Below are 26,292 nucleotides of genomic sequence, written 5' to 3' on the forward strand. Positions count from 1 at the left end.
GTTTTCGACCAGGAGAGTCCATCTCCATGCTTTTCGTAGCCTGAGTTCGACTTGATCCTCAGGTCGCAGGTTTTCGACCAGGAGAGTCCATCTCCATGCTTTTCGTAGCCTGAGTTCGACTTGATCCCTCAGGTCGCAGTATATCGACCAGACCACTCGGTCAGTCCCCTCTCCCTCCGGGAGAGGGCTAGGGTGAGGGAGCAGACTCAAGCCGGACGCAAAGTCCGAAGCCCCCGCAGCCAACCCTTCGCCACATTAACGTGCAACTGCCTCAAACCAATTCCCCGCATCGCCCGGTTTTGGTGCTGTACTGCCTTCAGCAACCGGAGAAAGCGCCAGCACCACTGGATGGCATAAGTCTTGCGCGCTTTCCGATACGCTTAAGGCTCGCAGGAGGCACGCCGTGTCGATTCATGTCGCATTGCACCATGTCACGCACTATCGCTACGACCGCTCCGTCGAGCTTGGCCCGCAGATCGTTCGTCTGCGCCCGGCGGCCCACAGTCGCACGCGGATTCTGTCCTATGCGCTGAAAGTCTCGCCCGAGCAACACTTCATCAACTGGCAGCAGGACCCCCAGGGCAACTACCTGGCGCGGCTGGTGTTTCCGGAAAAAACCGATGAACTGCGGATCGAGGTGGATCTGCTGGCGGAAATGGCGATCTTCAACCCGTTCGACTTCTTCCTCGAACCTTATGCTGAAAAAATTCCGTTCACCTACGCCACAGACGAACGCAAGGAATTGGCGCCCTACCTGGAAACCTTGCCACTGACGCCGAAATTCCAGGCCTACCTGGACGGCATCGATCGCACGCCGCTGCCGGCGGTGGATTTCCTCGTGGCGCTCAATCAGCGTTTGAGCGAAGACATCGATTATCTGATCCGCATGGAACCGGGTGTGCAAACGCCTGAGCATACCCTCACTCAGGCTTCCGGCTCTTGCCGCGATTCGGCGTGGTTGCTGGTGCAATTGCTGCGCAATCTCGGGCTGGCGGCGCGCTTCGTCTCCGGTTACCTGATCCAGCTGACGGCCGATGTCAAAAGCCTCGACGGACCGTCCGGTACCGAAGTCGACTTCACCGATTTGCACGCCTGGTGTGAGGTGTATTTACCCGGTGCCGGCTGGATCGGCCTGGACGCGACATCCGGGCTGTTTGCCGGTGAAGGGCATATCCCGTTGGCCTGTAGTCCCGATCCGTCCTCAGCGGCACCGATCAGTGGCCTGGTGGAGCCCTGCGAGTGTGAGTTCAGCCACGAAATGTCGGTGGAGCGGATCTGGGAAGCGCCAAGGGTCACCAAACCCTACAGCGAAGAACAGTGGCTGGCGATCCAGGCTCTGGGCCGGCAGATCGATGCCGATCTCCTGGAAGGTGATGTCCGCCTGACCATGGGCGGTGAACCTACCTTCGTCTCCATCGATGATCCGGACGGCGCCGAGTGGAACACTGCCGCACTGGGCCCGGACAAGCGTCGACTGTCTGCCGAATTGTTCCAGCGCATGCGCCGGCGTTATGCACCCCAGGGTCTGGTGCACTTCGGCCAGGGTAAGTGGTACCCCGGTGAGCAACTGCCGCGCTGGTCGCTCAATTGCTATTGGCGCCGCGATGGTGTGCCGATCTGGACAAACGGCGCACTGATTGCCGATGAGCAACAGGACTACGGTGCCGATGGCGAGCTGGCCGGGCGTTTTCTGGCGAGTGTCGCCGAACGCCTGAAAATTCCGACACGTTTTGTGTTTCCGGCCTACGAAGACAATTTCTATTACCTCTGGCGTGAGGGAGCATTGCCGCAAAACGTCAGCGCCGAAGACTCCCGCCTGGAGGAACCGCTGGAGCGCGCGCGTTTGCGTAAAGTCTTCAGTCAGGGGCTGGACAAGGTCATTGGCCAGGTCCTGCCACTGGCACGCACCGCCAAGGGTGATCAATGGCAAAGCGGTCGCTGGTATCTGCGCGACGAACACTGTCGCCTGGTGCCTGGTGATTCGCCGTTGGGCTATCGCCTGCCACTGGCTTCGCAGCCGTGGGTAAAAGCGGCGGAGTATCCGTTCATTCACCCGCAAGACCCGAATCAGGACTTCCCGCCACTTCCGGGTACCACACAATCTCAGAATCAGGGATCGGCAGCCGTTACCGAAGACCGGGTGCCAAAAATCGACGAGTCCGCCGACTGGCTCACCCGCACTGCCTTCTGCGCCGAAGCGCGCGAAGGGCGCCTGTACCTGTTCATGCCACCGCTGGAACGGGCTGAGGATTACCTCGAACTGGTCGCTGCGATCGAAGCCACCGCCGAAGAACTGCATTGCCCGGTGTTGCTGGAAGGCTACGAGCCGCCGAGCGACCCGCGCCTGAGCAATTTCCGTATCACCCCCGATCCTGGTGTGATCGAGGTCAACGTACAGCCGTCCGCCACGTGGGACGAGTTGGTCGATCGCGCTGAGTTCCTCTATGAACAAGCGCGCCAAACCCGACTGACCACCGAGAAATTCATGATCGACGGGCGTCACACCGGCACCGGCGGCGGTAACCATTTCGTATTGGGTGGTGCGACGCCGGCGGACTCGCCGTTTCTGCGCCGGCCGGACTTGCTGCGCAGCCTGATCAGCTACTGGCACAACCATCCGTCTTTGTCCTACCTGTTCTCCGGCCTGTTCATCGGCCCGACGTCCCAGGCGCCGCGTGTCGATGAGGCGCGCAACGATGCCTTGTACGAACTGGAGATTGCCTTCGCCCAGATGCCTGAGCCGGGGGAGGAATGCCCGCCGTGGCTGGTCGACCGGTTGCTGCGTAACCTGCTGATCGACGTGACGGGCAACACCCATCGCGCCGAGTTCTGTATCGACAAGCTCTATTCACCGGACGGCGCGACCGGGCGCCTCGGTTTGCTTGAGTTGCGTGCCTTTGAGATGCCGCCCCATGCTCGCATGAGCCTGGCTCAGCAGTTGTTGTTGCGGGCGCTGGTCGCACGGTTCTGGCGCGAGCCTTATGCGCCGGCGAAGCTGGCGCGCTGGGGCACGGAGCTGCACGACCGCTTCCTGTTGCCACACTTTATCGAGCAAGATTTCGCCGACGTCATCGTTGATCTCAACGCCGCCGGTTATCCCGTGCGGGCCGAGTGGTTTGCAGCGCACCTGGAATTCCGCTTTCCCAAGGTTGGCGATTACGCCGTCAATGGTATTGCGCTGGAGTTGCGTCAGGCGCTTGAACCCTGGCATGTGCTGGGCGAGGAGGGCGCGGTCGGTGGCACGGTGCGTTATGTGGATTCATCCCTTGAACGTGTGCAGGTAAAGCTCAGCGGCCTGCCGCCCCAGCGTTATCTGCTGACTTGCAACGGCAAACCCGTGCCGCTGCAACCAACCGGGCGGGTCGGCGAATTTGTCGCGGGCGTGCGTTTTCGCGCCTGGCAGCCGGCCAACTGTCTGCAACCGACCATACCGGTCCACGCGCCTTTGGTGTTCGACCTGCTCGATACCTGGATGCAGCGTTCGCTGGGTGGCTGCCAGTACCACGTTGCCCACCCGGGCGGACGCAACTACGACAGCTTGCCGGTGAACGCCAACGAAGCCGAGAGCCGGCGGATGGCACGTTTCTTCCGCATCGGACATACACCAGGAAAACTGGCGATACCGAACGTTGAAATCAACGACGAGCTACCGCTGACCCTCGATTTACGACGTTTTTAGACCGTACGCGACGTCCGGATTTTTCGTCTATCCCGGCGTCATGAGCCTGCGTTAGTCTGACTGTTCATTGCTGTCTGCCGAGCACTCCATGCCTGACCTGCTAGACCGCTACCCGCTGACAGCGGGCACCTATCACGAACTGCTCGACGACAGTGGCGCCGTGCGTGCGCACTGGCGACGTCTGTTTGAGCAATTGCAGCGCAGCACACCGGCGCAACTGGCGCAGCGTCAGGCACTGCTGACCCGGCAGATCCAGGAAAACGGCGTGACCTACAACGTCTATGCCGACCCCAAGGGCGCTGACCGGCCGTGGGAACTGGATCTGCTGCCCCATGTGATTGCCGCTGATGAATGGGGGCAGTTGTCCGCCGGTATTGCGCAGCGGGCGCGGCTGCTCAATGCGGTTCTGGCCGATCTGTACGGTCCGCAACGTTTGATCGCTGAAGGCCTGTTGCCGGCCGAACTGGTCTTCGGCCACAACAACTTCCTCTGGCCCTGTCAGGGTATCAAGCCGCCGGATGGCGCTTTTCTGCACCTGTATGCAGTCGATCTGGCGCGCACCCCCGATGGCCGCTGGTGGGTTACGGCGGACCGGACCCAGGCACCGTCGGGCGCCGGTTATGCGCTGGAAAACCGCACCATCGTGTCCCGAGCCTTCCCCGAGCTCTACCGTGACTTGAAGGTGCAGCATCTGGCCGGATTTTTCCGGACGTTGCAGGAAACCCTGGCACGACAGGCTCCGGGCGATTCTGATGCGCCTTTGGTGGTGCTGCTGACGCCGGGGCGCTTCAACGAGAGCTATTTCGAACATCTCTATCTGGCGCGGCAGCTCGGTTATCCGCTGGTCGAAGGTGGTGACCTGACGGTGCGCGATGCCACGGTCTACCTGAAAACACTGAGCGGGTTGCGCCGGGTCCACGCGATCATGCGCCGGCTCGACGACGACTTCTGCGACCCCCTGGAGTTGCGCACCGACTCGGCACTCGGCGTGCCCGGCCTGCTCGAAGCCGTGCGACAGGGGCGGGTGCTGGTGGCCAATGCCCTCGGCAGCGGTGTGCTGGAGTCGCCGGGACTGCTCGGTTTCCTGCCCAGGATCAACCAGTTCCTGTTCGGCGAAGAATTGATCCTGCCTTCCATCGCCACGTGGTGGTGCGGTGAAGCGCCGGTGCTGGCCCAGGCGCTTGAAAAACTTCCGGAGCTGTTGATCAAACCGGCGTTTGCGTCCCAGAGCTTTTCCCCGGTTTTTGGCCGTGATTTAAGTGAAGAGCAGCGTCAATCCCTCGCCAAGCGCATGCAGGCGCGGCCATACGCTTATGTTGCGCAAGAACTCGCGCAGTTATCCCTGGCGCCGATCTGGCAAGCTGAAGACGGTCAACTGCAACCACGTGCCATTGGCATGCGCGCGTATGCGGTGGCCAGCCGCGAGGGTTATCGAGTCTTGCCCGGTGGCTTGACCCGGGTCGCCGCCCAGGCGGATGCCGAAGTGGTGTCGATGCAACGCGCAGGCGCAAGCAAGGACACTTGGGTGCTCGGTGATCGCCCACCCAGCGGTGAACAGTGGAAAGCCCAGCGCAACATCGGTGTACGCGATCTGGTGCGGCGCGATCCGTACCTGCCCTCGCGGGTGGTGGAAAACCTGTACTGGTTCGGCCGTTATTGCGAACGCTGCGACGACAGCGCGCGGTTGCTGCGCATCATGCTGACGCGCTATGTCGATGGCGATGACCCGCAAGCCCTGCAGTCGGCGGTCGAGCTCAGCGAACGGCTGATGTTGTTACCCGATGAAGGCGAGCTGCCGGAACGCTTGCTGGTGGCGTTACTCGGTGATGACTGGCCGTTCAGCCTGCGCACCAATCTGCAACGTCTGCAGTGGGCCGCCTCTCAGGTGCGCGGCAAGCTCTCGCGGGAAAACTGGCAGGCGCTGGTAGAGTTGCAACGCGACGCCCTGGAGTTGGAAGCTGAAGACCCGGATTTCGGCGAGTTGCTGGATTTTCTCAACCGCCTGGTGATGTCTTTGGCGGCACTGTCCGGTTTTGCCCTGGATGACATGACCCGGGATGAGGGCTGGCGTTTCCTGATGATTGGCCGGCGAATCGAGCGACTGCAATTTCTCTGCGCCAGCCTGGCGGCGTTCCTGCGTGGTGCCGGGGCCTTCGATCAATCCAGTCTGGAGTGGCTGCTGGAACTGGGTAACAGCAGCATTACCTACCGCTCGCGGTACCTGGCAGTGGCGCAATTGATCCCGGTGTTCGACCTGTTGCTGCTGGACGAAGAAAACCCGCACGCGGTGCTGTTCCAGTTGAAACTGGTGACCCGTACGGTCAAGCGCCTGAACGACGACTTTGGCGCTGCGCGCGAAGCGGTGCTGCCAGCCCTGGTGGAGCGGCTGGCGCGCTTCGACCTGGGCTGTCTGGAACACTCATTGTTCGGCGATGCCAGCGTCCGGGCTGCCATAGACGGGCTGGCGGGGTTGCTGCAAGAGATTGCCGACGCCAGTGGACACGTATCGGATCGTCTCGCGTTGCGGCATTTCGCGCATGTCGATGATGTCAGTCAACGTACGGTGTCTGTGTGATGAGTGCCCGCTACCAGATTTTCCACGACACCCATTATCACTATGACAGTCCGGTGTCCCTCGCCCAACAACTGGCCCATTTATGGCCACGGCCTTGTGCCTGGCAGCACTGCGTCGACCAGCAGTTGCAGATCAGCCCGGATCCCACTTCGCGCCGTGATGAACTGGATGTGTTCGGTAATCCAGTGACGAGGCTGGCATTCGAGCGTCCCCATGATGAGTTGCTGGTCAATGCCAGCCTGACGATCGAAGTGCTGCCCCGACAGATAGCGGATTTCCACCTGTCCCCGGCGTGGGAAGAAACGCGCAGAGTGCTGACCTACAGCGGCCAGGCACTTTCCCCCGAACTGCTCGAGGCCTGCCGGTACCGGTTCGAATCACCCTATGTGCATCTAAAGAGGAATTTCGTCGAATTCTCGGAAAGTTGTTTTCCGGCGGGCAGGCCGTTATTGCTGGGTGTGCAGGCCCTCATGGAGAAAATCTTCAGCGAATTCACTTTCGATGCCGAAGCGACCCAGGTGGCAACACCACTGGTGGAAGTGCTGGAGCGCCGCCGCGGAGTCTGTCAGGACTTCGCTCACCTGATGCTGGCCTGCGTACGTTCCCGGGGGCTGGCGGCACGCTATATCAGCGGCTACCTGCTGACCCAGCCACCACCGGGCCAGCCACGATTGATCGGCGCCGACGCGTCCCATGCCTGGGTCTCGGTGTTTTGTCCGGTACAGGGCTGGGTGGACTTTGATCCGACCAACAACGTGCAACCGGCGCTGGAACACATCACCCTGGCCTGGGGCCGGGACTTTTCCGATGTGTCGCCGTTGCGCGGGGTGATATTGGGCGGTGGCAATCACGACCCGGAGGTGCGGGTCACCGTAATGCCGCTGGAATAACGCAGATCCGCTGTGGGAGCCAGCTTTATGGTGAGGGGGGCTTTTGTGGTCAGGGGCTTTTGTGGCGAGGGGGCTTGCCCCCGCTGGACTGCGCAGCAGGCCCAATACCAAAAAGCTCAATGGGTCAGATAGAACCCGAACCCGGATATGGGGGGGGCGCTTCGCGCCCCAACGGGGGCAAGCCCCCTCGCCACAAAGCTGCCAAGCCTGGACACAGATTGATCAGGTCATCCGGCCCGGAGGTTCTCAGGCGTCGGGCGCCTGATCTTTCGGTGCATCAACATCGTCTTCTGCCGCCACTTCACCCTCAGGGTTCAGTGCGGTTTCTTCAGCTGAAGCTTTCTTGCGCTGAAGCTTTTCCTCTTTCTTCTGCTCCTTGGCCAAGTCTCTCTGACGTTTGGCGAAGGAATAATTAGGTTTAGCCATGGGCGATCCTCTTGGGTCGAAGGTGAGGTTGAGCGGCGCATATTCTGCCCTGTATCGATGCCTAGCCGTTAGCTGGGTTTTTGCTCGATCCACTTTGGCACCACTGTCGGCTGCCAGGCATCCAGTTCATCAAGCAGCGATTGCGGCGATTCGCTCACTTGCAGCATGTCACGGTGCGGTTCGCGAACGAAGCCTTCGCCGACGATATGATCGAGAAAAGACGTCAGTTTGCTGTAGAAACCGTTCACTTCCAGCAACCCCAGCGGCTTGCCGTGGTAGCCAAGCTGGCCCCAGGTCCAGACTTCGAACAGCTCTTCCAGAGTGCCCAGCCCACCTGGCAGAGCGATAAAGGCATCGCTGAGTTCGGCCATCCGCGCCTTGCGCGCATGCATGCCATCGACCACTTCCAGGCGGGTCAGGCCTTTGTGGCCGATTTCCTTGTCCATCAGGCTTTGCGGGATGATGCCGATTACTTCACCGCCAGCCGCCAGCGCCGCATCAGCGACGATGCCCATCAGGCCCACGGCGCCTCCGCCGTAGACCAGGGTCAGGTTGCGTGCAGCCAGGGCCTGACCAAGGGCCACGGCGGCTTCACGGTAAGCCGGGTTGGTGCCGGTGCTGGCGCCGCAAAATACACAAACGGATGTTAAAGACATGCCTTGCTCCTGGGTCGATCAGGGGCACAGAGTAAAGGCAGGCGCGCGACGCTCCAAGGGCTAAACTTCCCGTTCAGGCGTTTGATGGGTACCACTGGCGCCGCAGGCGTAGGCGGCGAGCAAGCTGCACAACAAGCTGTTGATGGACATGAGCGGTACTCCGGTTCAGAGATGACGCCCTGATGATAGGGCCGGACCAGACGCTTGGCCGGTAGATTGTCTGCATCGGGCTAATAGCTCAAAAGTTGTATACAATTTTTGATTCAAATCATAGGAACTTGCGAAGATTTCAGGCAGTCTTCTGTGCATTCGCGTTTTCGATAACCCTGCCTTGGAGATTCACCATGTTTGCCAAACTTGTTGCGGTATCCCTGTTGACACTGGCGAGCAGCCAACTGATGGCTGCCGAGTGCAAGACCACCATTGACTCCACCGATCAAATGTCCTTCAACACCAAGGCCATCGAAATCGACAAGAGCTGCAAGACGTTCACCGTTGAACTGACTCACTCCGGCAGCTTGCCGAAAAACGTCATGGGTCATAACTGGGTGCTGAGTAAAGAAGCCGACATGCAGCCGATCGCCACTGACGGCCTGGCCGCCGGTATCGACAAGAGCTATCTGAAAGAAGGCGACGCGCGCGTCATCGCTCACACCAAGATCATCGGCGCCAAGGAAACCGACTCGGTGACCTTCGACGTGTCGAAGCTGGATGCGGCTGAAAAATACGGCTTCTTCTGCTCGTTCCCGGGCCACATCTCGATGATGAAAGGCACTGTGACCCTCAAGTAAGTCGGAATATCGCGTTATCGCTCATCGCGGGGCGACGCTCCCACAGGGGTTGTGATCAATACAAATCACTGTGGGAGCGGGCTTGCTCGCGAAGAGGCCGGTAGCATCGACACAGGCTCCGACCAAAGAAAAGCCCGCTGAAGATCAACGCTTCAGCGGGCTTTTTCATACCACTCACAAATCAAGGCGCAAACGGCATTACCCGCTTGTGATGAGTCTTGTTGTACGTATCACAAATGATCTTGAACGCTTGCTCGCGCACCGGTTCACCATGCAGAAACGCGTCGATTTCGGCATAGGTCACGCCATGGGACGCTTCGTCAGGTTTGCCTGGGGACAGGTCTTCAAGGTCGGCCGTCGGGATTTTTTCCACCAGCGACTCCGGTGCGCCGAAGCTGCGAGCAATGGCACGCACCTGGTTTTTCACCAGGCCGCTGAGGGGGGCCAGGTCACAGGCGCCGTCACCGAATTTGGTGAAGAAGCCCATCACCGCTTCAGCCGCGTGGTCAGTTCCGATCACCAGGCCGTGAGCCGCACCGGCGATGGTGTATTGGGCGACCATGCGCATCCGCGCCTTGGTGTTGCCGAGCACGAAGTCCACCGATACCGCATGCTTGCCTTCAAACGCCGCCACTTCATTGGCCAGGGATTTGACCGCCGGGCCGATGTTCACGGTGTGGCGCTCGTCCGGTTTGATGAAGTCCACGGACGCCTGCGCGTCGTGTTCATCGAACTGGGTTTCGTACGGCAGGCGTACGGCGATGAATTTGTAGGCGGCGTCACCGCTGCGCTGGCGCAGTTCGCGGATGGCGCGCTGTGCCAGCAGGCCGGCGGTGAGCGAGTCGACGCCACCACTGATGCCCAGCACCAGGGTTTTCAGTCCGGAATTGAGCAGGCAATCCTGAATGAAAGTAACGCGCCGGGCCACTTCGGCTTCAAGCGCGGCCTCGTCGGCGAACGGCGGCTGGACATTGAGCTGTTCAGCAATCTCACGCTGTACGGCTTGCATGAATTCACTCCTTGCTAGATAGACTGGATGGGGCAGGAACCTGGAACACGTGTCGCAGATAGGCGACGAAATTCGGGTCTTTACAGTGAGTCTTGCCTGGCTCGTCGGAGATCTTCGCCACCGGCTGGCCGTTGCAGGCGGTCATTTTAAGCACGATGCTCGTCGGTTCGACACCGGGAATGTCGCACGTCAGGTTGGTACCGATGCCGAAACTGACATTGATCCGCCCGCGCAGCGCCCGGAATATCTCCAGGCACCGGGGCAGGGTCAGGCTGTCGGAGAAGGTCAGCGTCTTGCTCATCGGGTCGATGCCGAGCTGGTGATAGTGGGTAATGGCTTTCTCCGCCCACAGGATCGGGTCACCGGAGTCATGACGCAGGCCGTCGAACAGCTTGGCAAAAAACAGATCGAAATCGCCAAGGAACGCATCCATGGTGATGCAGTCAGTCAGGGCGATGCCGAGCAGGCCACGGTACTCGCGGACCCAGCAGTCGAGAGCGGCAATCTGGCTGTCGATCAGCCGTGGGCCGAGTTGCTGATGGGCCATGATCCACTCGTGGGCCATGGTACCCAACGGTTTCATGCCCAGCTCCCGGGACAGGTGCACATTGCTGGTGCCGACGAAGCGTCCGGGGAAATCATGCTTGAGCACGTTCACCACTTCTTCCTGCACACGGTACGAAAAACGCCGACGGGTGCCGAAATCGGCTACCTGCAATTCGGACAATTCGTCGCTGCCGGCGTTGGCACTCAGCCAGTCGAATTTGCTGTAGAGCTGCTCGCGCGCCTGTTCCAGGACGACTTCCCGGTAGCGATAGCGGTTGCGCACTTCGCTGATCAGCGCCAGAAGCGGCACTTCGAACAGAATCACGTGCAACCAGGGACCGCGCAGGCGGATGAACAGCTCGCCGTTTTCAATTCCCGTGTGGATGTAGCGCAGATTGAAACGGAACAGCCCGAGAAAACGCAGGAAATCCGGTTTCAGGAAGCTGATGCGCTCCAGGAAACTCAACTGGTCGGCACTCAGGCTCAACTCGGCCAAGCGCTCGATCTGGAAACGGATTTCCGCCAGGTACGGGCGCAGATCCTCGCCATTACGACAACGAAACTCCCATTCGACTTCCACGTTCGGGTAGTTGTGCAGCACCGCCTGCATCATCGTCAGTTTGTAGAAGTCGGTGTCGAGCAGGTTCTGCACGATGCGATCGGCAAACACACTCTCGCTCATAGCGGGGGTCTCCAGGCAGGTCGCGGCCTGTGGTCGCGACGGTTCAGCTGTTTCAACGAATGGGCGTAGTGGCGCATATCAATGGCCAGAATTGCCAGCAATTTCCAGACCGCAGCAGATCCCCTGCGGGAGCGGGCTTGCTCGCGAAGGCGGAGTGTCATTCAACATGGATGTATGACACACCGCCTTCGCGAGCAAGCCCGCCCCCACAGGGGTTGGGTACACCTTTAAATTTGTGAAATGTCCGGGCTATCAATCTGCTCCAGCATCCACTTCACAAATACCCGCACCTTGGGCACTTCCGCCGAATGTTCCGGATAGGCCAGGTAGTAAGCGTCGCTGCTGGGCATTGCATGCTGCCAGGCAATGACCAGCTTGCCGTCAGCCAGTTCCTCTTCCACCAGAAAACGCGGCAACAGCGCCACGCCACAACCGACCTGGGCGGCGCGAATGCACATGTAAAAGGTTTCGAAACGCGGGCCGTGGTAGCTGTGTTCGGTGTGGTAGCCCTGACTGTCGAACCAGTCATGCCAGGCTTGGGGCCGTGAGGCGTTTTGCAACAGGACCAGATCGGCAAGTTGCGTCGGGTCGGTGAACGGCTTGGCGGGCAGGCTGTCGGGGGCGCAGACAGGCACAAGCTCTTCACCGAACAGTTTCAGGCACTCAGTGCCGGGCCGTGCGCCTTGGCCGAAGTAGAACGCCAGGTCACTGCGACCTTGCAGCAGGTCGTCGGCTTCCTGCTCATTGCACAGGTCCAGATGGATTGACGGGTGGCGCAGGCGCCAGCCCTTGAGGCGCGGCACCAGCCAGCGCGCGCCGAAGGTCGAGGGCGTCGAGACACGCAGGACTTCGGTTTCACCGCCGTAGGAACGCAAGTAGTGGGTCGACATCTCTACCTGAGTCAGGATTTTTCGTACTTCCACCAGGTACAGATCGCCGGCGGGCGTCATTTGCAGGCGTCGGCGAACCCGGCGAAACAGCAGGTGCTGCAACAACTCTTCGAGTTGCGCGACCTGTTTGCTCACGGCGCTTTGGGTCAAATTCAGCTCTTCGGCGGCCCGGGTGAAGCTCAAATGCCGGGTCACGGCTTCGAAACACTGCAGCGCAGTGATCGATGGCAAATAGCGTTTGTTCAGCATGGGTGGTCCTTTGTGCTTATTTCTTATTGCCAACAATGCGCAGCATGAATAAACGGAATGATATCTCTCTTAAAGGTCGTTTGTTGAGTAACCTGCGGGAGGCTAAAACTACAGGTCTGATCAGCCGCGATCCATCGGCTGCACGCATTCTGTCTTTTGCTTGAGGAGTGACCCATGGTTGCCGCATTGCTTGATCGTCTAGGTGTGAACCCGACCCTTTACCAGAACGGCAAAGTGCCGGTTCATTCCCCCATCGACGGCAGTCGCATCGCCGCCGTGAACTGGGAAGGCGCTGCCGAAGTCGAGCAGCACATCAGTCGCGCAGATCATGCGTTCGAGTTGTGGCGCAAGGTGCCGGCACCACGCCGTGGCGAACTGGTGCGGCAACTGGGCGATATCCTGCGTGAATACAAGGCTGACCTCGGCGAGTTGGTGTCCTGGGAAGCCGGCAAGATCACCCAGGAAGGCCTGGGTGAAGTTCAGGAAATGATCGACATCTGCGACTTCGCCGTCGGTCTGTCCCGCCAGCTGTACGGTCTGACCATCGCCTCCGAGCGTCCTGGCCACCACATGCGTGAAACCTGGCATCCGCTGGGCGTCGTCGGCGTGATCAGCGCTTTCAACTTCCCGGTCGCGGTCTGGGCCTGGAACGCCACGCTGGCGCTGGTCTGCGGCAACCCGGTGATCTGGAAACCGTCAGAGAAAACCCCACTGACCGCGCTGGCTTGCCAGGCTCTGTTCGATCGCGTGCTGAAGAACTTCAGCGACGCACCTGCGCACCTGAGCCAGGTAATTATTGGCGGTCGCGATGCCGGTGAAGCTCTGGTCGATGATCCGCGTGTTGCGCTGGTCAGCGCCACCGGCAGCACTCGCATGGGCCGCGAAGTGGCGCCGAAAATCGCCGCGCGCTTCGCCCGCAGCATTCTGGAACTGGGCGGCAACAACGCGATGATTCTCGGCCCAAGCGCCGACCTGGACATGGCCGTTCGCGCCATTCTGTTCAGCGCCGTCGGCACAGCCGGTCAGCGTTGCACCACGTTGCGTCGTTTGATTGCCCACGAATCGGTCAAGGAAGAAATCGTCACCCGTCTGAAAGCCGCCTATTCCAAAGTGCGTATCGGTCACCCACTGGAAGGCAACCTGATCGGCCCGCTGATCGACAAAAACAGCTTCGAAAATATGCAGGATGCTCTGGAACAGGCCCTGAGCGAAGGCGGCAAGGTGTTCGGCGGCAAGCGCCAGCTGGAAGAGCAGTTCCCGAATGCCTATTACGTTTCGCCGGCCATCGTCGAAATGCCCGAGCAAAGCGATGTGGTCTGCCACGAGACCTTCGCACCGATTCTTTACGTGGTCGGCTACAGCGATTTCCAGGAAGCCCTGCGTTTGAACAACGCGGTGCCACAAGGCCTGTCGTCATGCATCTTCACCACTGACGTGCGTGAAGCCGAACAGTTCATGTCCGCGGTGGGCAGTGATTGCGGCATCGCCAACGTCAACATCGGCCCGAGCGGCGCAGAAATCGGCGGCGCGTTTGGCGGGGAGAAAGAAACCGGTGGCGGCCGTGAATCCGGTTCCGACGCATGGCGCGGCTACATGCGCCGGCAGACCAACACCGTGAACTATTCGCTGGAGTTGCCGTTGGCTCAAGGGATCACGTTCGACTGAGTCTCAAGTCGAACCAGATTCCCTGTGGGAGCGGGCTTGCTCGCGAATGCAATCTGTCAGCGATATTAATGGTGACTGACATACCGCTTTCGCGAACAAGCCCGCTCCCACACTGATTTGTGTGGGTGGTTAGGTTTCTGTTGGAGTCTGGCAATGCCGTTACGCGAAGAATGTCTGTGGGAAAAACTGACGCCGCAAAGGCCCGACAACTCGGCGCTCAAGGGTGAAGTAAAAGTCGATGTATGCGTCATCGGCGCCGGCTTCACCGGTTTGTCGGCGGCGGTGCATCTGCTGGAACAAGGCAAAACTGTCTGTGTGCTGGAAGCCCATCGCGCTGGCCACGGCGGTTCCGGGCGCAATGTCGGGTTGGTCAACGCCGGCATGTGGATTCCACCGGACGAGATCGAAGCCGGGTTTGGCGAAGAGGTTGGCAGCCAGCTCAATCGCATGCTCGGTGCGGCTCCATCCCTGGTGTTCAGCCTTGTGGACAAGTACAACATCGATTGCCAGTTGCGCCGCGAAGGCACGCTGCACATGGCGCACAACGCCCGTGGCGAAGCGGACTTGCGCAGTCGCGAAGAACAATGGAAGCGCCGTGGGGCGCCGGTGGAATTGCTCACCGGTCAAGCCTGCGAGCAAGCCACCGGCACTAAAAAGATCGCCGCTGCGTTGCTCGATCGCCGTGCCGGCACCCTCAATCCGATGGCCTACACCACCGGCCTGGCCAAAGCGGCTATCGGCCTTGGTGGACAGCTGTTCGATCATTCCCCGGTCACCCGGCTCGAACGCCAGGGGCAGCGCTGGTCGGTGCAAACCGCCCAGGGTTCGGTACTGGCCGAGCAAGTGGTCATTGCTTCAAACGCTTACACCGAAGGCGACTGGACCGAATTGCGGCGCAATTTCTTCCCCGGTTATTACTATCAAGTGGCGTCGGTGCCGTTGACTGAAGACGCTGCGCAGCAAATCTTGCCTGGTGGCCAAGGGTCCTGGGATACCCGCCAGGTCCTGAGCAGTATCCGTCGAGACAAAGACGGGCGCCTGCTGCTTGGCAGTCTCGGCAACGGCAATCAAAAGCCGGCCTGGTTTCTCAAAGCCTGGGCCGATCGGGTTCAGCAACACTACTTCCCGTACCTCAAGCCGGTGGAATGGGAATGCACCTGGACTGGTTGCATCGCCTTCACCCCCGATCATCTGATGCGCCTGTTCGAACCGGCGCCCGGCCTGGTGGCAGTGACCGGTTACAACGGCCGGGGTGTAACAACGGGTACAGTGGTCGGCAAAGCCTTTGCCGATTACTTGTGTAACGGAAATCCTCAATCCTTGCCGATACCCTTCGCCCCCATGCAACCCTTGGCGGGAGTCGGATTGCGTAGTTGTCTGTACGAGGCGGGTTTCTCGCTGTATCACGCAGGCCAGTGCCTGCGGATCGTGATTTGATTGTTGATATCGATAGCAGAAAGCGGCGCTTTTTCGATCTGCAGCTAGCCTGTAGTGGTGCGGGTTGTAGCAGTCCCGCACCAGCAGTGTGCACTTCGGTGACGCACGATGTTACAGGCTGGTTGCACGTCGTTTGGTGTCGCGGTTGCAATGATGGCGCGCGTGGGTTGCGCCTCAAAAAAACTTAGGTTTTACCTTCCGCGGTTTAGACGGTTGCACGCCCAATGAAAATGGGCTCGAGACAGTCGAAATAATAATAAAGCAGCGACTTTTTTCAGAATAAAAAACCGATGGCACGGCCCTTGCTCTGAGCAGTCAGTGAAGTCGCAGTGCCAATTAAAAAAACCATGGAGCACCACCTCATGTCCCAGACGTTTTACAAGAAAGGTTTTCTGGCCCTCGCAGTGGCAGCTGCGTTGGGTGTTTCTGCGTTTGCTCAGGCTGACATCAAGATCGGCGTAGCGGGACCAATGACTGGCGCCAACGCGGCATTCGGCGAGCAGTACATGAAGGGTGCACAGGCTGCGGCCGATGCGGTCAACGCAGCGGGCGGCGTAAACGGGGAAAAAATCGTACTGGTCAAGGGCGATGACGCCTGCGAACCGAAACAGGCTGTGACGGTCGCCAAGGACCTGACCAACCAGAAAGTCGCCGGCGTGGTCGGTCACTTCTGCTCCTCGTCGACCATCCCGGCCTCCGAGATCTATGACGAAGCGGGCATCATCGCAATCACTCCAGGCTCCACCAACCCGGCTGTTACCGAGCGCGGCCTGAGCGCCATGTTCCGTATGTGTGGGCGTGACGACCAGCAAGGCATCGTTGCCGGCGACTACATCGTCGACGTGCTCAAGGGCAAGAAGGTTGTCGTGCTGCACGACAAGGACACCTACGGCCAAGGCCTGGCGGATGCCACCAAGGCTCAACTGGTCAAGCGCGGCGTAACGCCTGTGCTGTATGAAGGCCTGACCCGTGGCGAGAAAGACTTCAGCACCATTGTCACCAAGATTCGCGGTGCCGGCGCTGACGTCGTCTACTTCGGTGGCCTGCACCCGGAAGCCGGTCCTCTGGTGCGTCAACTGCGTGAACAAGGGCTGAAAGACGTCAAGTTCATGTCCGACGACGGCATCGTGACCGACGAACTGGTGACCACTGCTGGCGGTCCGCAATTCGTTGACGGCGTGCTGATGACTTTCGGTGCCGACCCTCGCCTGCTGCCAGACAGCAAGGCTGTGGTAGACGCCTTCCGCAAGGCCGGTACCGAGCCTGAAGGCTACACCCTGTACGCCTACGCTTCGGTACAGACCCTGGCTGCGGCCTTCAACGGCGCCAAGTCCAACAAGGGCGAAGAAGCGGCTGCATGGCTGAAGAAAAACCCGGTCAAAACCGTCATGGGCGAGAAGACCTGGGACGGCAAGGGCGACCTGAAAGTGTCCGACTACGTGGTTTACCAGTGGGACAAGGACGGCAAATACCACCAGCTGGAAAAACAGAAGTAAGGGCTTACCTGATCAGTTGAGCCGCGCTGCTCCCCTGCAGGAGCGAGCATGCTCGCGAAAAACGTCAACGATAACGCGTGCTTGCTGGTTAAACGCGTTGTCCTCAGGTTCTTCGCGAGCATGCTCGCTCCTACAGGGGGGCGGTGGTGGCTTGCCTGATCGTGTCTAACATCGCTCCGACGTACATCTGTATTTTTCTTAGAAGAGCCGCACACCCACAGGTGTGCAGGTTCTCATTGCGTGAGATTGCGTTATGGATGGTATTTTCCTGCAGCAACTGGTCAACGGCCTGACCCTCGGGTCGGTCTATGGCCTGATAGCCATCGGCTACACAATGGTCTACGGCATCATCGGCATGATCAACTTCGCCCACGGCGAGGTTTACATGATTTCCGCTTACCTCGCGGCAATCAGTCTGGCTCTGCTGGCATACTTCGGTATTGAATCCTTCCCGCTGCTGATGCTCGGCACCCTGATCTTCACCATCGTCGTCACGGCGGTGTATGGCTGGGTCATCGAGCGTGTCGCCTACAAACCCCTGCGTAACTCCACTCGACTGGCACCGCTGATCAGCGCCATCGGTATCTCGCTGATCTTGCAAAACTATGCGCAAATCGCCCAGGGCGCCAAACAACAAGGTGTTCCAACGTTGCTCACGGGAGCCTGGCGTGTCGAGGTCGGTACAGGTTTTGTGCAGTTGACCTACACCAAGGTTTTCATTCTGGTCGCCGCGTTTGTCGGCATGGCCGCGCTGACCTACATCATCAAGTACACCAAGCTCGGCCGCATGTGCCGTGCAACCCAGCAAGACCGCAAGATGGCTTCGATCCTGGGGATCAACACCGACAGGGTGATTTCCTACGTGTTTATCATCGGTGCAGCGATGGCGGCCCTGGCCGGCGTACTGATCACCATGAACTACGGCACATTCGACTTCTACGCCGGCTTCATCATCGGGATCAAGGCGTTCACCGCCGCGGTACTCGGCGGGATTGGTTCGCTGCCTGGCGCCATGCTCGGCGGGATTATCCTCGGGATTTCCGAGTCGCTGTTTTCCGGTCTTGTGAACTCGGACTACAAAGACGTTTTCAGCTTCTCGCTGCTGGTTCTCGTTCTGGTCTTTCGGCCCCAAGGCCTGCTCGGCCGTCCTCTTGTGTCGAAGGTGTAAACGATGTCTTCAACCACTAAAAAAACCATTGATATCAAAAAAAGTCTGGTTGACGCGATTCTTGCCGGCCTCATTGCCCTGATTGTGTTCGGGCCGATTGTCGGCGTCGTACTCGATGGCTACGGCTTTAACCTGGAAACCACCCGGGTGGCCTGGATTGTCGCCATAGTCATGGCGGGTCGATTCGCCCTGAGCATGTTCCTGCAAACCCCGAAGGGTCTGAAAATTCTCGAAGGTTTTGAGTCCACCGGTTCCGGGGTCCATGTTCTGGCGCCAGACTACAAGTCGCGGTTGCGCTGGATCATCCCGCTGGTGATCGTCATCGCCGTGGTGTTTCCATTTTTCTCCAACTCCTACCTGCTGGGCGTGGTCATTCTCGGGTTGATCTACGTGCTGCTGGGTCTGGGGCTCAACATTGTGGTCGGCCTGGCCGGCCTGCTTGACCTGGGTTACGTGGCGTTCTACGCCATCGGCGCCTATGGCCTGGCACTCGGTTATCAGTATCTGGGCCTGGGTTTCTGGACGGTGTTGCCACTGGCGGCAATCACAGCCGGGCTGGCCGGTTGCATCCTGGGTTTCCCGGTGCTGCGCTTGCACGGTGACTACCTGGCGATCGTGACCCTGGGCTTCGGTGAAATCATTCGCCTGATCCTTAACAACTGGCTGTCCCTGACCGGCGGCCCGAACGGCATGCCTGCGCCACTGCCGACTTTCTTCGGCCTGGAGTTCGGCAAGCGGGCGAAGGATGGTGGCGTACCGTTCCATGAGTTCTTCGGTATCGCCTACAACCCGGACGTGAAGTACTACTTCATCTACGCGGTGTTGTTCCTGGTCGTGTTGGCTGTGTTGTACATCAAGCATCGTCTGGTGAAGATGCCGGTCGGTCGTGCCTGGGAAGCGCTGCGTGAAGACGAGATCGCTTGCCGCTCCATGGGACTGAACCACGTGCTGGTCAAGCTCTCGGCGTTCACCATCGGTGCATCGACGGCCGGTCTGGCGGGCGTGTTCTTCGCCACCTACCAGGGCTTCGTCAACCCGACCTCGTTCACCTTCTTTGAATCGGCCCTGATCCTCGCCATCGTGGTACTCGGCGGCATGGGCTCGACCATCGGCGTAGTGATTGCAGCCTTTGTGTTGACCGTCGCCCCGGAGTTGCTGCGAGGCTTCGCCGAATACCGCGTCCTGCTGTTCGGCATCCTGATGGTGTTGATGATGATCTGGCGACCACGCGGCCTGATTCGGATCAGCCGCACGGGTGTGACCCCGCGTAAAGGAGTAGCGCCATGAGCGAAGTCGTACTCTCTGTCGAGAAGCTGATGATGCACTTCGGCGGCATCAAGGCGTTGAATGATGTGAGCCTGCAGGTCAAGCGCAACTCTATCTTCGCCCTGATCGGCCCCAACGGCGCCGGCAAGACCACCGTGTTCAACTGCCTGACCGGGTTCTACAAGGCCTCCGGCGGCAAGATCGAACTGAACGTGCGCGGGCAGCAGACCAACGTCATCCAGTTGCTGGGCGAATCGTTCAAGCCGACCGATTTCGTCTCGCCAAAAAACTTCATCACCCGGCTGCGCTACAAGATGTTCGGCGGCACCCACCTGGTGAACCGGGCCGGGCTGGCGCGGACCTTCCAGAACATTCGCCTGTTCAAGGAAATGTCGGTACTGGAAAACCTGCTGGTGGCCCAGCACATGTGGGTCAATCGCAGCATGCTGGCCGGTATCCTCAACACCAAGGGTTACCGCAAGGCTGAAAGCGATGCACTGGACCACGCCTTCTACTGGCTGGAAGTGGTGGACCTGGTGGACTGCGCCAACCGCCTGGCGGGTGAGTTGTCCTACGGCCAACAGCGCCGCCTGGAAATCGCCCGGGCCATGTGCACCCGTCCGCAGATCATCTGCCTCGACGAACCGGCCGCTGGCCTCAACCCTCAGGAAACCGAAGCGCTGAGCGCGATGATCCGGCTGCTGCGCGACGAGCACGATCTGACCGTGGTGCTGATCGAACACGACATGGGCATGGTTATGAGTATTTCCGACCACATCGTGGTGCTGGACCACGGCATCGTCATCGCCGAGGGCGGCCCCGACGATATCCGCAACGACCCGAAAGTGATTGCAGCCTACCTGGGCGCCGATGAAGAGGAGGTGGTATGACCCAACCCATCCTCGAACTCCAGGAACTGGACGTGTTTTACGGGCCGATCCAGGCCCTGAAGAAAGTTTCGCTGCACATCAACGAAGGAGAAACCGTCAGCCTCATCGGTTCCAACGGCGCCGGCAAGTCGACCCTGCTGATGTCGATCTTCGGTCAGCCGCGCGCGGCGAACGGGAAGATTCTCTATCAGGGCGTGGACATTACCCACAAGTCGTCGCACTACATCGCCTCCAACGGCATCGCGCAGTCGCCGGAAGGGCGGCGGGTGTTCCCCGACATGACCGTCGAGGAAAACCTGCTGATGGGCACCATTCCGATTGGCGACAAGTACGCCAAGGAAGACATGCAACGCATGTTCGAGCTGTTCCCACGGCTCGAGGAGCGGCGAACCCAGCGAGCGATGACCATGTCCGGCGGCGAGCAGCAAATGCTCGCCATCGCCCGTGCGCTGATGAGCCGACCCAAGTTGTTGCTGCTGGACGAGCCGAGCCTGGGGCTGGCGCCAATCGTGGTGAAGCAGATTTTTGCGACCCTGCGCGAACTGGCCAAGACCGGCATGACCATCTTCCTGGTGGAACAGAACGCCAACCACGCGCTCAGACTGTCGGATCGTGCGTATGTGATGGTCAACGGAGAAATCCGCATGACGGGTACCGGCAAGGAGCTGCTGGTCAACGAGGATGTGCGTAACGCGTATCTTGGTGGGCACTGATTCCACGCTGAAGTAACCAAGCCCCGACGAGCAATCGCCGGGGCTTTTTTACATCCCCGAAACGGCGGTCATCCCTTGTGTGCGAGCCTGCCCGCGATTGCGGCGGTACAGTCAGCATCGAGGTGACTGACACTGCGCAATCGCGAGCACGCTCGCTCCCACAGGTTTTTTGCAGGCATTCAGGAAATTGTGGAAAACAAATTTTCCAAGCTCCGAAAGCGCGACATAAAGCCGCTGTAAATAGTTGTTTTGACACGGTTTGGACTTGTCCCCGTTTGCTGTGGAACTGGCTGTGAATAACGTGGGAGTAGCTGGCTGAAAGCCTCTGAATCCGTGGCTTGCGTGGGTGTGGTTGTTTTTTGATCAGGCGTTTTTACGTAGCCTAAAGCCTGCTTTGTCAACCTTTTTGTTGATGATGAAACTGCGTCAAAATGGCGTGGATAAGCCTGTGGATAAGTCTGTGATTAAACTCTGGAAAGACTTCGCTGAAGGCCGTGGTTACTGGCTTGGCGCCATCGCCCGTTTGCCCGGTCGATCGTGCAAAATGCCATGGACTACACCGCAGACTATCGAGGGTCAAGCAAAAAAGTTTCAAATCACCGCGCAAAGCCTTGTGGATAGCGGCTTGCAGCTTTTCCACTTGCCCCCAAAGACTGTGGACCGGCCTGTGGATAACGTGCGTGCACATGGCGCAAAGCCCCGTACCGTATGGTGCGCAATGGGTTGGCTGTTTTTTGTACAGTGTCGGCCCGCCGGGAACGTGTTGCCGGTATGAGCGCGGCGCGGCATGCTGCCTGCTGATTTTCTATTCCAATGGCTGGCGATCAGCCGACGCAAGGAGAACACGATGTCCAACACCCTGTTTATTACCGGCGCGACTTCCGGTTTTGGTGAAGCCTGTGCCCGTCGTTTTGCCGAGGCCGGCTGGAAGTTGGTGCTGACAGGTCGTCGTGAAGAGCGCCTGAATGCGCTGTGCGCCGAGTTGTCGAAGCAGACCGAGGTTCATGGCCTGGTGCTCGATGTGCGCGACCGCAAGGCCATGGAAGAGGCGATCGCCAACCTGCCGCCGTCCTTCGCCAAATTGCGTGGGCTGATCAACAACGCAGGGTTGGCCCTGGGTGTTGATCCAGCGCCCAAGTGCGACCTGGACGATTGGGACACCATGGTCGATACCAACGTCAAAGGCCTGATGTACAGCACCCGTTTGCTGCTGCCTCGCCTGATCGCCCACGGTCGCGGTGCCGGCATCATCAACCTTGGCTCCATCGCCGGTAACTATCCGTACCCGGGCAGCCACGTCTACGGTGCGACCAAGGCATTCGTCAAACAGTTCTCCCTGAATCTGCGTTGCGACCTGCAAGGCACCGGTGTGCGCGTCAGCAACATCGAACCGGGCCTGTGCGAGAGCGAGTTCTCGCTGGTGCGGTTTGCCGGCGACCAGGAACGCTACAACGCGACCTATGCCGGCGCCGAACCCATCCAGCCGCAAGACATTGCCGAGACCATCTTCTGGGTCCTCAATGCTCCGGCACACATCAACATCAACAGCCTGGAGCTGATGCCGGTCAGCCAGACCTGGGCTGGCTTCGCGATTGAGCGCAAGGCTTAAGACCGAGTAACGGCCATTCGCGGGCTTGCCCGCGAAGGGGCCGGAACAGGCAGTACAAGACATCAGCTAGACTCCTCCCTCAAGTAACCCGCCGTACACGGCGGTCTAGAGGTATTAGAGGAGCTCAAGTGAGTAATCGAGGCGAGCAGTCGCTGCTCAAACAATCAACCTTTCTGATGCTCGCCGTGACAGTCGCCGGGATCATCACCGGTTTTGTTTCGGGCGCTCAATCCATCCTGTTCGATGGCTTCTTTTCGTTAATCGCAGCCTTCATCAAGGTGCTGATGCTGATCACCGCGCGGCTGATCGCCAAGGAAAGCAATCAGCGCTTCCAGTTCGGCTCCTGGCACCTGGAGCCCATGGTGCTGGTGATCGAAGGCAGTTTCATATTCCTGGTGGCCGTTTACGCCTTTCTCAACGGTGTGTTCGGCATCATCAGCGGCGGCCGCGAGGTCGAGCTCGGGCTGGTGATCTTTTATGCGGCTGTGTTTACGGTCGTTGAACTCATTTATTTCTTCTACGTCCGCCATCGCAATCGCACACTCAAATCATCACTGATTCAGTTCGACAACATCAGTTGGCTGGTGGATGCGATGCTGTCGGCGGGCCTGCTGGTGAGTTTCCTCATCGCGTTGCTGCTCAAAGTTCAGGGATACGACGAATGGGCGGTGTATGTCGACCCGCTGATTCTGATTCTGCTGGCCTTGGGCATGCTTCCCCCGGCTTTCAAAATCCTTGGTCCGGCTTTGCGCGAAGTGCTGGGTATCGTCCCGGATCAACTGGACGACAAGGTGCGTCAGGTGATGGAAGCGGCCAAGCTCGAGCACGGGTTCGACGATTACATTTCCTACGTGCAGAAACACGGACGGGCGTGTTTTATCGAGATTCACGTGGTGCTGCCGGGGGATTACCCGATCGATGGCGTTGGGGACCTGGACCGGTTACGGGAGGACATTTCCGCGAAACTCGGCAAGGCGGATGCGGCGAGATGGTTGACCATCAGCTTCACTGGCGACCGCAAGTGGATTGAGTAGCACGTATAGCCAGATCGCAGCCTGCTCCAGCTCTGCCGGAGGCTGCGATCTTTCGCAGGTCAGGCAAGGTAATCGGCCAACCCGCGGTAACAAGTCGCCAGGTGATAAGGCGTGGTCGATGGCATGTCGCGACGGCTCACTTCACCATGTTCATCCCGGCATTCATACCAACCGTGCGCATGCAGCGAGTGCTGCTTTAATGCCTGCAATTGACGCAGCACCACGGCTTCGCTGTGCGGGCGTAGCGTCAAGGCGCGCAGGTACTCGGCCTGTGCCCAGATGCGTTGCGTAGCGTCCCGGGAGCCGCCATCCGGCCCGAGGTCCAGCATGGCCCGCACGGCTCCGGTCTGTTGCTCGACGCCCAGTTGCTCGGTAAAGGTGAACGCGCGTTCCAGCGAGTCATGCAACTTCGAGCCACGCAGCAGCTCGCTGGACTCCAACAGGAAATACCACTCGAACTGGTGGCCCGGCTCGAACCAGTTATCCACAGCATCGAGCGGCTTTTCCATCAGCACACCGTGTTGTGGATCAATAAAACGCTTTTGCATGGCTGTGCATAACTCGACAAGCGCCTGTTGTACGGCGAGGTCTTCGCGAACCGATAGCGTGGCGAGGAAGGCTTCCGCCAGGTGCATCAGCGGGTTTTGCAGGGGGCCGCTATCAAGGCAAGACCAATCGCGCTCGAGCGTGGCTTCGTACAGGCCGTCGCCCGTGGCGAAACGTTGCGACACCACTTCCAGGGCGGCGTTGAGCACCGACTCCACTAACGGCTCGCGGACCTTGTCCCAGTAATGGGCGCAGGCGAACAGGATGAAGGCGTGGGTGTACAGGTCTTTGCGCTGGTCCAGCGGCGCGCCCTGTGCGTCGACGCTGTAGAACCAGCCGCCGTGCTCGGCATCGTGGAAATGCCGCTGCAGGGAACGGAACAGCGCTGCGGCGCGCTCTTCGGCGGCCGGCACCTGGCCGATCAGGCTGGCAAACACAAACAGCTGCCGCGCACAGGCCATGGCCCGGTAACGCTGTGGGGGCAGCGCATGCTGCTCGGCGTCCAGTGCCTCGTAAGGCAGCGCCATGTTGGCGTTCCAGCCCGGGCCTTGCCAGAGCGGCACAATGACGTCCAGGAAATGCTGTTGCACTGAAGCGAACAGGGCGGTCAGTTCAGGCTGGGAGGCGGAGCGGGAAACATGCGGCATTGGCTGGCGTCGTCACGGCAGGGTTAATTGCGCGACATGGTAGCAGAGAGGCTGACCGCAGAGATGCGGTGTCTGTCAGGCCGCCATCGCGGGCAAGCCCGCTCCCACAGGATTTGCGCCGAATCTTAATAGTGTGGACACCCTGTAAATTGTGGGAGCCGCCTTGCCCGCGAAGAGGCCGGTTCAGGCAACAGGGACTCAGCCTGCCAGCAGCCATGCCCCGGTCGCGGCCGAAGCAGCACCGGCCAGTCTCACCAGTGGTGCGGCGGCCTGCGGCAGTACCCGCACCAGCGCATATCCGCCGGCGTGCAACACCGCCGTCGCGGCTACAAATCCTGCGGCATAGGTCCAGGGACTGGTCATTTCCGGCAACTCCAGACCGTGCGCCACGCCATGGAACAGCGCAAACAACGCTGTCGCGCCAACCGCCATGGCCAATGGCGGACGCACCGCCAATGCCACTGCAAGGCCCAGGGCCAGCACTGAAGCGGCAATCCCGGTTTCCAGCGCCGGCAGGTTGATCCCGGCAAAGCCCAGCAGCCCGCCGATCAACAGGGTGCCAACAAAGGTACACGGCAGGGCCCAACGCGCGATGCCTTGCTGCTGCGCCGCCCACAGGCCGACCGCCAGCATTGCCAACAAGTGGTCGAGGCCGCCGATCGGGTGGCTGATGCCGGCGATCAAGCCGTTGTCGCCGTGCCCCGGGTGGGCGAAGGCGAGGGCCGGGGTCAACAGCAGGGCCGTCGCGGCGAGGATGCGTTTGAGTGTCATGGATAAGCTTCCTTGTTGAAAAGTCGTTATCAGGCAGCCGTCAGCAGGCCCTGGCGTTCGATGAAGGCGATGATCTCTTCCAGGCCCTGGCCGGTTTTCTGGTTGCTGAACACGAAGGGCTTGCCGTTGCGCATGCGTGTTGTGTCGCTGTCCATCAACGACAGCGAAGCACCCACCAGCGGCGCGAGGTCGATCTTGTTGATCACCAGCAGATCGGATTTACAGATTCCCGGCCCGCCCTTGCGTGGCAGTTTGTCGCCGGCGGACACGTCGATAACGTAGATGGTCAGGTCGGACAGTTCCGGGCTGAATGTGGCGGAGAGGTTGTCGCCACCGGACTCCACCAGAATCAGGTCCAGCCCCGGAAAACGCCGGTTCAGTTGATCCACCGCTTCGAGATTGATCGAGGCGTCTTCTCGGATCGCCGTGTGCGGGCAGCCACCGGTTTCGACACCGATGATGCGTTCCGGCGCCAGGGCCTCGTTGCGCACCAGGAAATCGGCGTCTTCGCGGGTGTAGATGTCGTTGGTGACGACGGCCAGGTTGTAGCGCTCGCGCAGGGCCAGGCACAGGGCCAGGGTCAACGCGGTTTTACCGGAGCCGACCGGACCGCCGATACCGACGCGCAGGGGTTGTGCGTTCATGTGATTCTCCAAA

At 59.9% G+C, this 26,292-nt stretch carries 21 protein-coding genes; 13 read left to right on the top strand and 8 right to left on the bottom strand.

The annotated features are described in order from the left end of the window. Nucleotides 1-403: 403 nt before the first annotated feature. The 3 genes from KW839_RS24900 to KW839_RS24910 all read left to right on the top strand — a co-directional run bounded on the left by KW839_RS24900 (nucleotide 404) and on the right by KW839_RS24910 (nucleotide 7,144). Nucleotides 404-3,679: a transglutaminase family protein gene (locus tag KW839_RS24900; RefSeq protein ID WP_218425752.1), complete on the top strand. Its 3,276-nt coding sequence runs from the start codon at nucleotides 404-406 to the stop codon at nucleotides 3,677-3,679. A gap of 88 nt (nucleotides 3,680-3,767) precedes the next feature. After that, nucleotides 3,768-6,254 (top strand): circularly permuted type 2 ATP-grasp protein, encoded by a 2,487-nt coding sequence (locus KW839_RS24905; protein WP_218425753.1) that lies wholly within the window; start codon nucleotides 3,768-3,770, stop codon nucleotides 6,252-6,254. Next, nucleotides 6,254-7,144 carry a transglutaminase family protein gene (locus KW839_RS24910; protein WP_218425754.1) on the top strand — a complete coding sequence of 297 codons (891 nt, stop codon included), beginning with the start codon at nucleotides 6,254-6,256 and terminating at the stop codon, nucleotides 7,142-7,144. The genes KW839_RS24905 and KW839_RS24910 overlap by 1 nt, the downstream gene beginning before the upstream one ends. Nucleotides 7,145-7,390: 246 nt before the next feature. Here KW839_RS24910 and KW839_RS24915 read toward each other — a convergent pair whose 3' ends face one another. Together KW839_RS24915 and KW839_RS24920 are read right to left on the bottom strand one after the other, a co-directional pair. After that, complete coding sequence (locus KW839_RS24915; protein WP_060542756.1) at nucleotides 7,391-7,570, bottom strand: hypothetical protein; 180 nt, start codon at nucleotides 7,568-7,570, stop codon at nucleotides 7,391-7,393. A gap of 68 nt (nucleotides 7,571-7,638) precedes the next feature. Further along, nucleotides 7,639-8,226 (bottom strand): TIGR00730 family Rossman fold protein, encoded by a 588-nt coding sequence (locus KW839_RS24920; protein WP_060542757.1) that lies wholly within the window; start codon nucleotides 8,224-8,226, stop codon nucleotides 7,639-7,641. 344 nt (nucleotides 8,227-8,570) lie between these two features. On the opposite strand from KW839_RS24920, the gene azu reads away from it, so the two are divergent. Then, nucleotides 8,571-9,017, top strand: a complete 447-nt coding sequence (gene azu, locus KW839_RS24925; RefSeq protein ID WP_060542758.1) for an azurin — start codon at nucleotides 8,571-8,573, stop codon at nucleotides 9,015-9,017. A gap of 181 nt (nucleotides 9,018-9,198) precedes the next feature. On the opposite strand, the gene nadE is transcribed toward azu, so the two are convergent. From nadE to KW839_RS24940, 3 genes are all read right to left on the bottom strand, one after another. Further along, on the bottom strand, nucleotides 9,199-10,026 hold the full coding sequence (nadE, locus tag KW839_RS24930; protein ID WP_218425755.1) for an ammonia-dependent NAD(+) synthetase: 828 nt from the start codon (nucleotides 10,024-10,026) through the stop codon (nucleotides 9,199-9,201). 4 nt (nucleotides 10,027-10,030) lie between these two features. Beyond that, complete coding sequence (gene pncB / locus KW839_RS24935; RefSeq protein ID WP_060542760.1) at nucleotides 10,031-11,254, bottom strand: nicotinate phosphoribosyltransferase; 1,224 nt, start codon at nucleotides 11,252-11,254, stop codon at nucleotides 10,031-10,033. Nucleotides 11,255-11,481: 227 nt separating this feature from the next. Next, nucleotides 11,482-12,393 (bottom strand): LysR family transcriptional regulator, encoded by a 912-nt coding sequence (locus KW839_RS24940; RefSeq protein WP_218425756.1) that lies wholly within the window; start codon nucleotides 12,391-12,393, stop codon nucleotides 11,482-11,484. 174 nt (nucleotides 12,394-12,567) lie between these two features. On the opposite strand from KW839_RS24940, the gene KW839_RS24945 reads away from it, so the two are divergent. The 9 genes from KW839_RS24945 to KW839_RS24985 all read left to right on the top strand — a co-directional run bounded on the left by KW839_RS24945 (nucleotide 12,568) and on the right by KW839_RS24985 (nucleotide 23,671). After that, complete coding sequence (locus KW839_RS24945; protein ID WP_218425757.1) at nucleotides 12,568-14,058, top strand: aldehyde dehydrogenase family protein; 1,491 nt, start codon at nucleotides 12,568-12,570, stop codon at nucleotides 14,056-14,058. A 153-nt stretch (nucleotides 14,059-14,211) separates the two neighbouring features. After that, the gene (locus KW839_RS24950; protein ID WP_060542763.1) at nucleotides 14,212-15,495 is read left to right on the top strand and encodes an FAD-binding oxidoreductase; all 1,284 of its coding nucleotides are present in this window, start codon (nucleotides 14,212-14,214) and stop codon (nucleotides 15,493-15,495) included. Between the two features lie 362 nt (nucleotides 15,496-15,857). Then, on the top strand, nucleotides 15,858-16,991 hold the full coding sequence (locus KW839_RS24955) for a branched-chain amino acid ABC transporter substrate-binding protein (RefSeq protein WP_218425758.1): 1,134 nt from the start codon (nucleotides 15,858-15,860) through the stop codon (nucleotides 16,989-16,991). Between the two features lie 253 nt (nucleotides 16,992-17,244). Beyond that, on the top strand, nucleotides 17,245-18,159 hold the full coding sequence (locus tag KW839_RS24960; RefSeq protein ID WP_046819754.1) for a branched-chain amino acid ABC transporter permease: 915 nt from the start codon (nucleotides 17,245-17,247) through the stop codon (nucleotides 18,157-18,159). Nucleotides 18,160-18,162: 3 nt separating this feature from the next. Next, nucleotides 18,163-19,446, top strand: a complete 1,284-nt coding sequence (gene livM, locus KW839_RS24965) for a high-affinity branched-chain amino acid ABC transporter permease LivM (protein WP_060542765.1) — start codon at nucleotides 18,163-18,165, stop codon at nucleotides 19,444-19,446. Continuing rightward, nucleotides 19,443-20,315: an ABC transporter ATP-binding protein gene (locus KW839_RS24970; RefSeq protein ID WP_218425759.1), complete on the top strand. Its 873-nt coding sequence runs from the start codon at nucleotides 19,443-19,445 to the stop codon at nucleotides 20,313-20,315. Before livM ends, KW839_RS24970 begins: the two co-directional genes overlap by 4 nt. Beyond that, the gene (locus KW839_RS24975; RefSeq protein ID WP_060542767.1) at nucleotides 20,312-21,028 is read left to right on the top strand and encodes an ABC transporter ATP-binding protein; all 717 of its coding nucleotides are present in this window, start codon (nucleotides 20,312-20,314) and stop codon (nucleotides 21,026-21,028) included. The genes KW839_RS24970 and KW839_RS24975 overlap by 4 nt, the downstream gene beginning before the upstream one ends. A gap of 847 nt (nucleotides 21,029-21,875) precedes the next feature. Next, nucleotides 21,876-22,637 (top strand): SDR family oxidoreductase, encoded by a 762-nt coding sequence (locus KW839_RS24980; RefSeq protein WP_218425760.1) that lies wholly within the window; start codon nucleotides 21,876-21,878, stop codon nucleotides 22,635-22,637. Between the two features lie 128 nt (nucleotides 22,638-22,765). Beyond that, complete coding sequence (locus KW839_RS24985) at nucleotides 22,766-23,671, top strand: cation diffusion facilitator family transporter (RefSeq protein ID WP_060542769.1); 906 nt, start codon at nucleotides 22,766-22,768, stop codon at nucleotides 23,669-23,671. Nucleotides 23,672-23,730: 59 nt separating this feature from the next. On the opposite strand, the gene KW839_RS24990 is transcribed toward KW839_RS24985, so the two are convergent. The 3 genes from KW839_RS24990 to ureG all read right to left on the bottom strand — a co-directional run bounded on the left by KW839_RS24990 (nucleotide 23,731) and on the right by ureG (nucleotide 26,279). Beyond that, nucleotides 23,731-24,864: an AGE family epimerase/isomerase gene (locus KW839_RS24990; RefSeq protein WP_218425761.1), complete on the bottom strand. Its 1,134-nt coding sequence runs from the start codon at nucleotides 24,862-24,864 to the stop codon at nucleotides 23,731-23,733. A gap of 198 nt (nucleotides 24,865-25,062) precedes the next feature. Continuing rightward, nucleotides 25,063-25,635: a HupE/UreJ family protein gene (locus KW839_RS24995; RefSeq protein ID WP_218425762.1), complete on the bottom strand. Its 573-nt coding sequence runs from the start codon at nucleotides 25,633-25,635 to the stop codon at nucleotides 25,063-25,065. Between the two features lie 29 nt (nucleotides 25,636-25,664). Further along, nucleotides 25,665-26,279, bottom strand: coding sequence for an urease accessory protein UreG (gene ureG, locus KW839_RS25000; RefSeq protein WP_060542772.1), 615 nt, complete (start codon nucleotides 26,277-26,279; stop codon nucleotides 25,665-25,667). Nucleotides 26,280-26,292: the final 13 nt, after the last annotated feature.

The sequence above is a fragment of the Pseudomonas sp. PDM31 genome (assembly GCF_019218965.1).
Taxonomy (GTDB): Bacteria; Pseudomonadota; Gammaproteobacteria; order Pseudomonadales; family Pseudomonadaceae; genus Aquipseudomonas.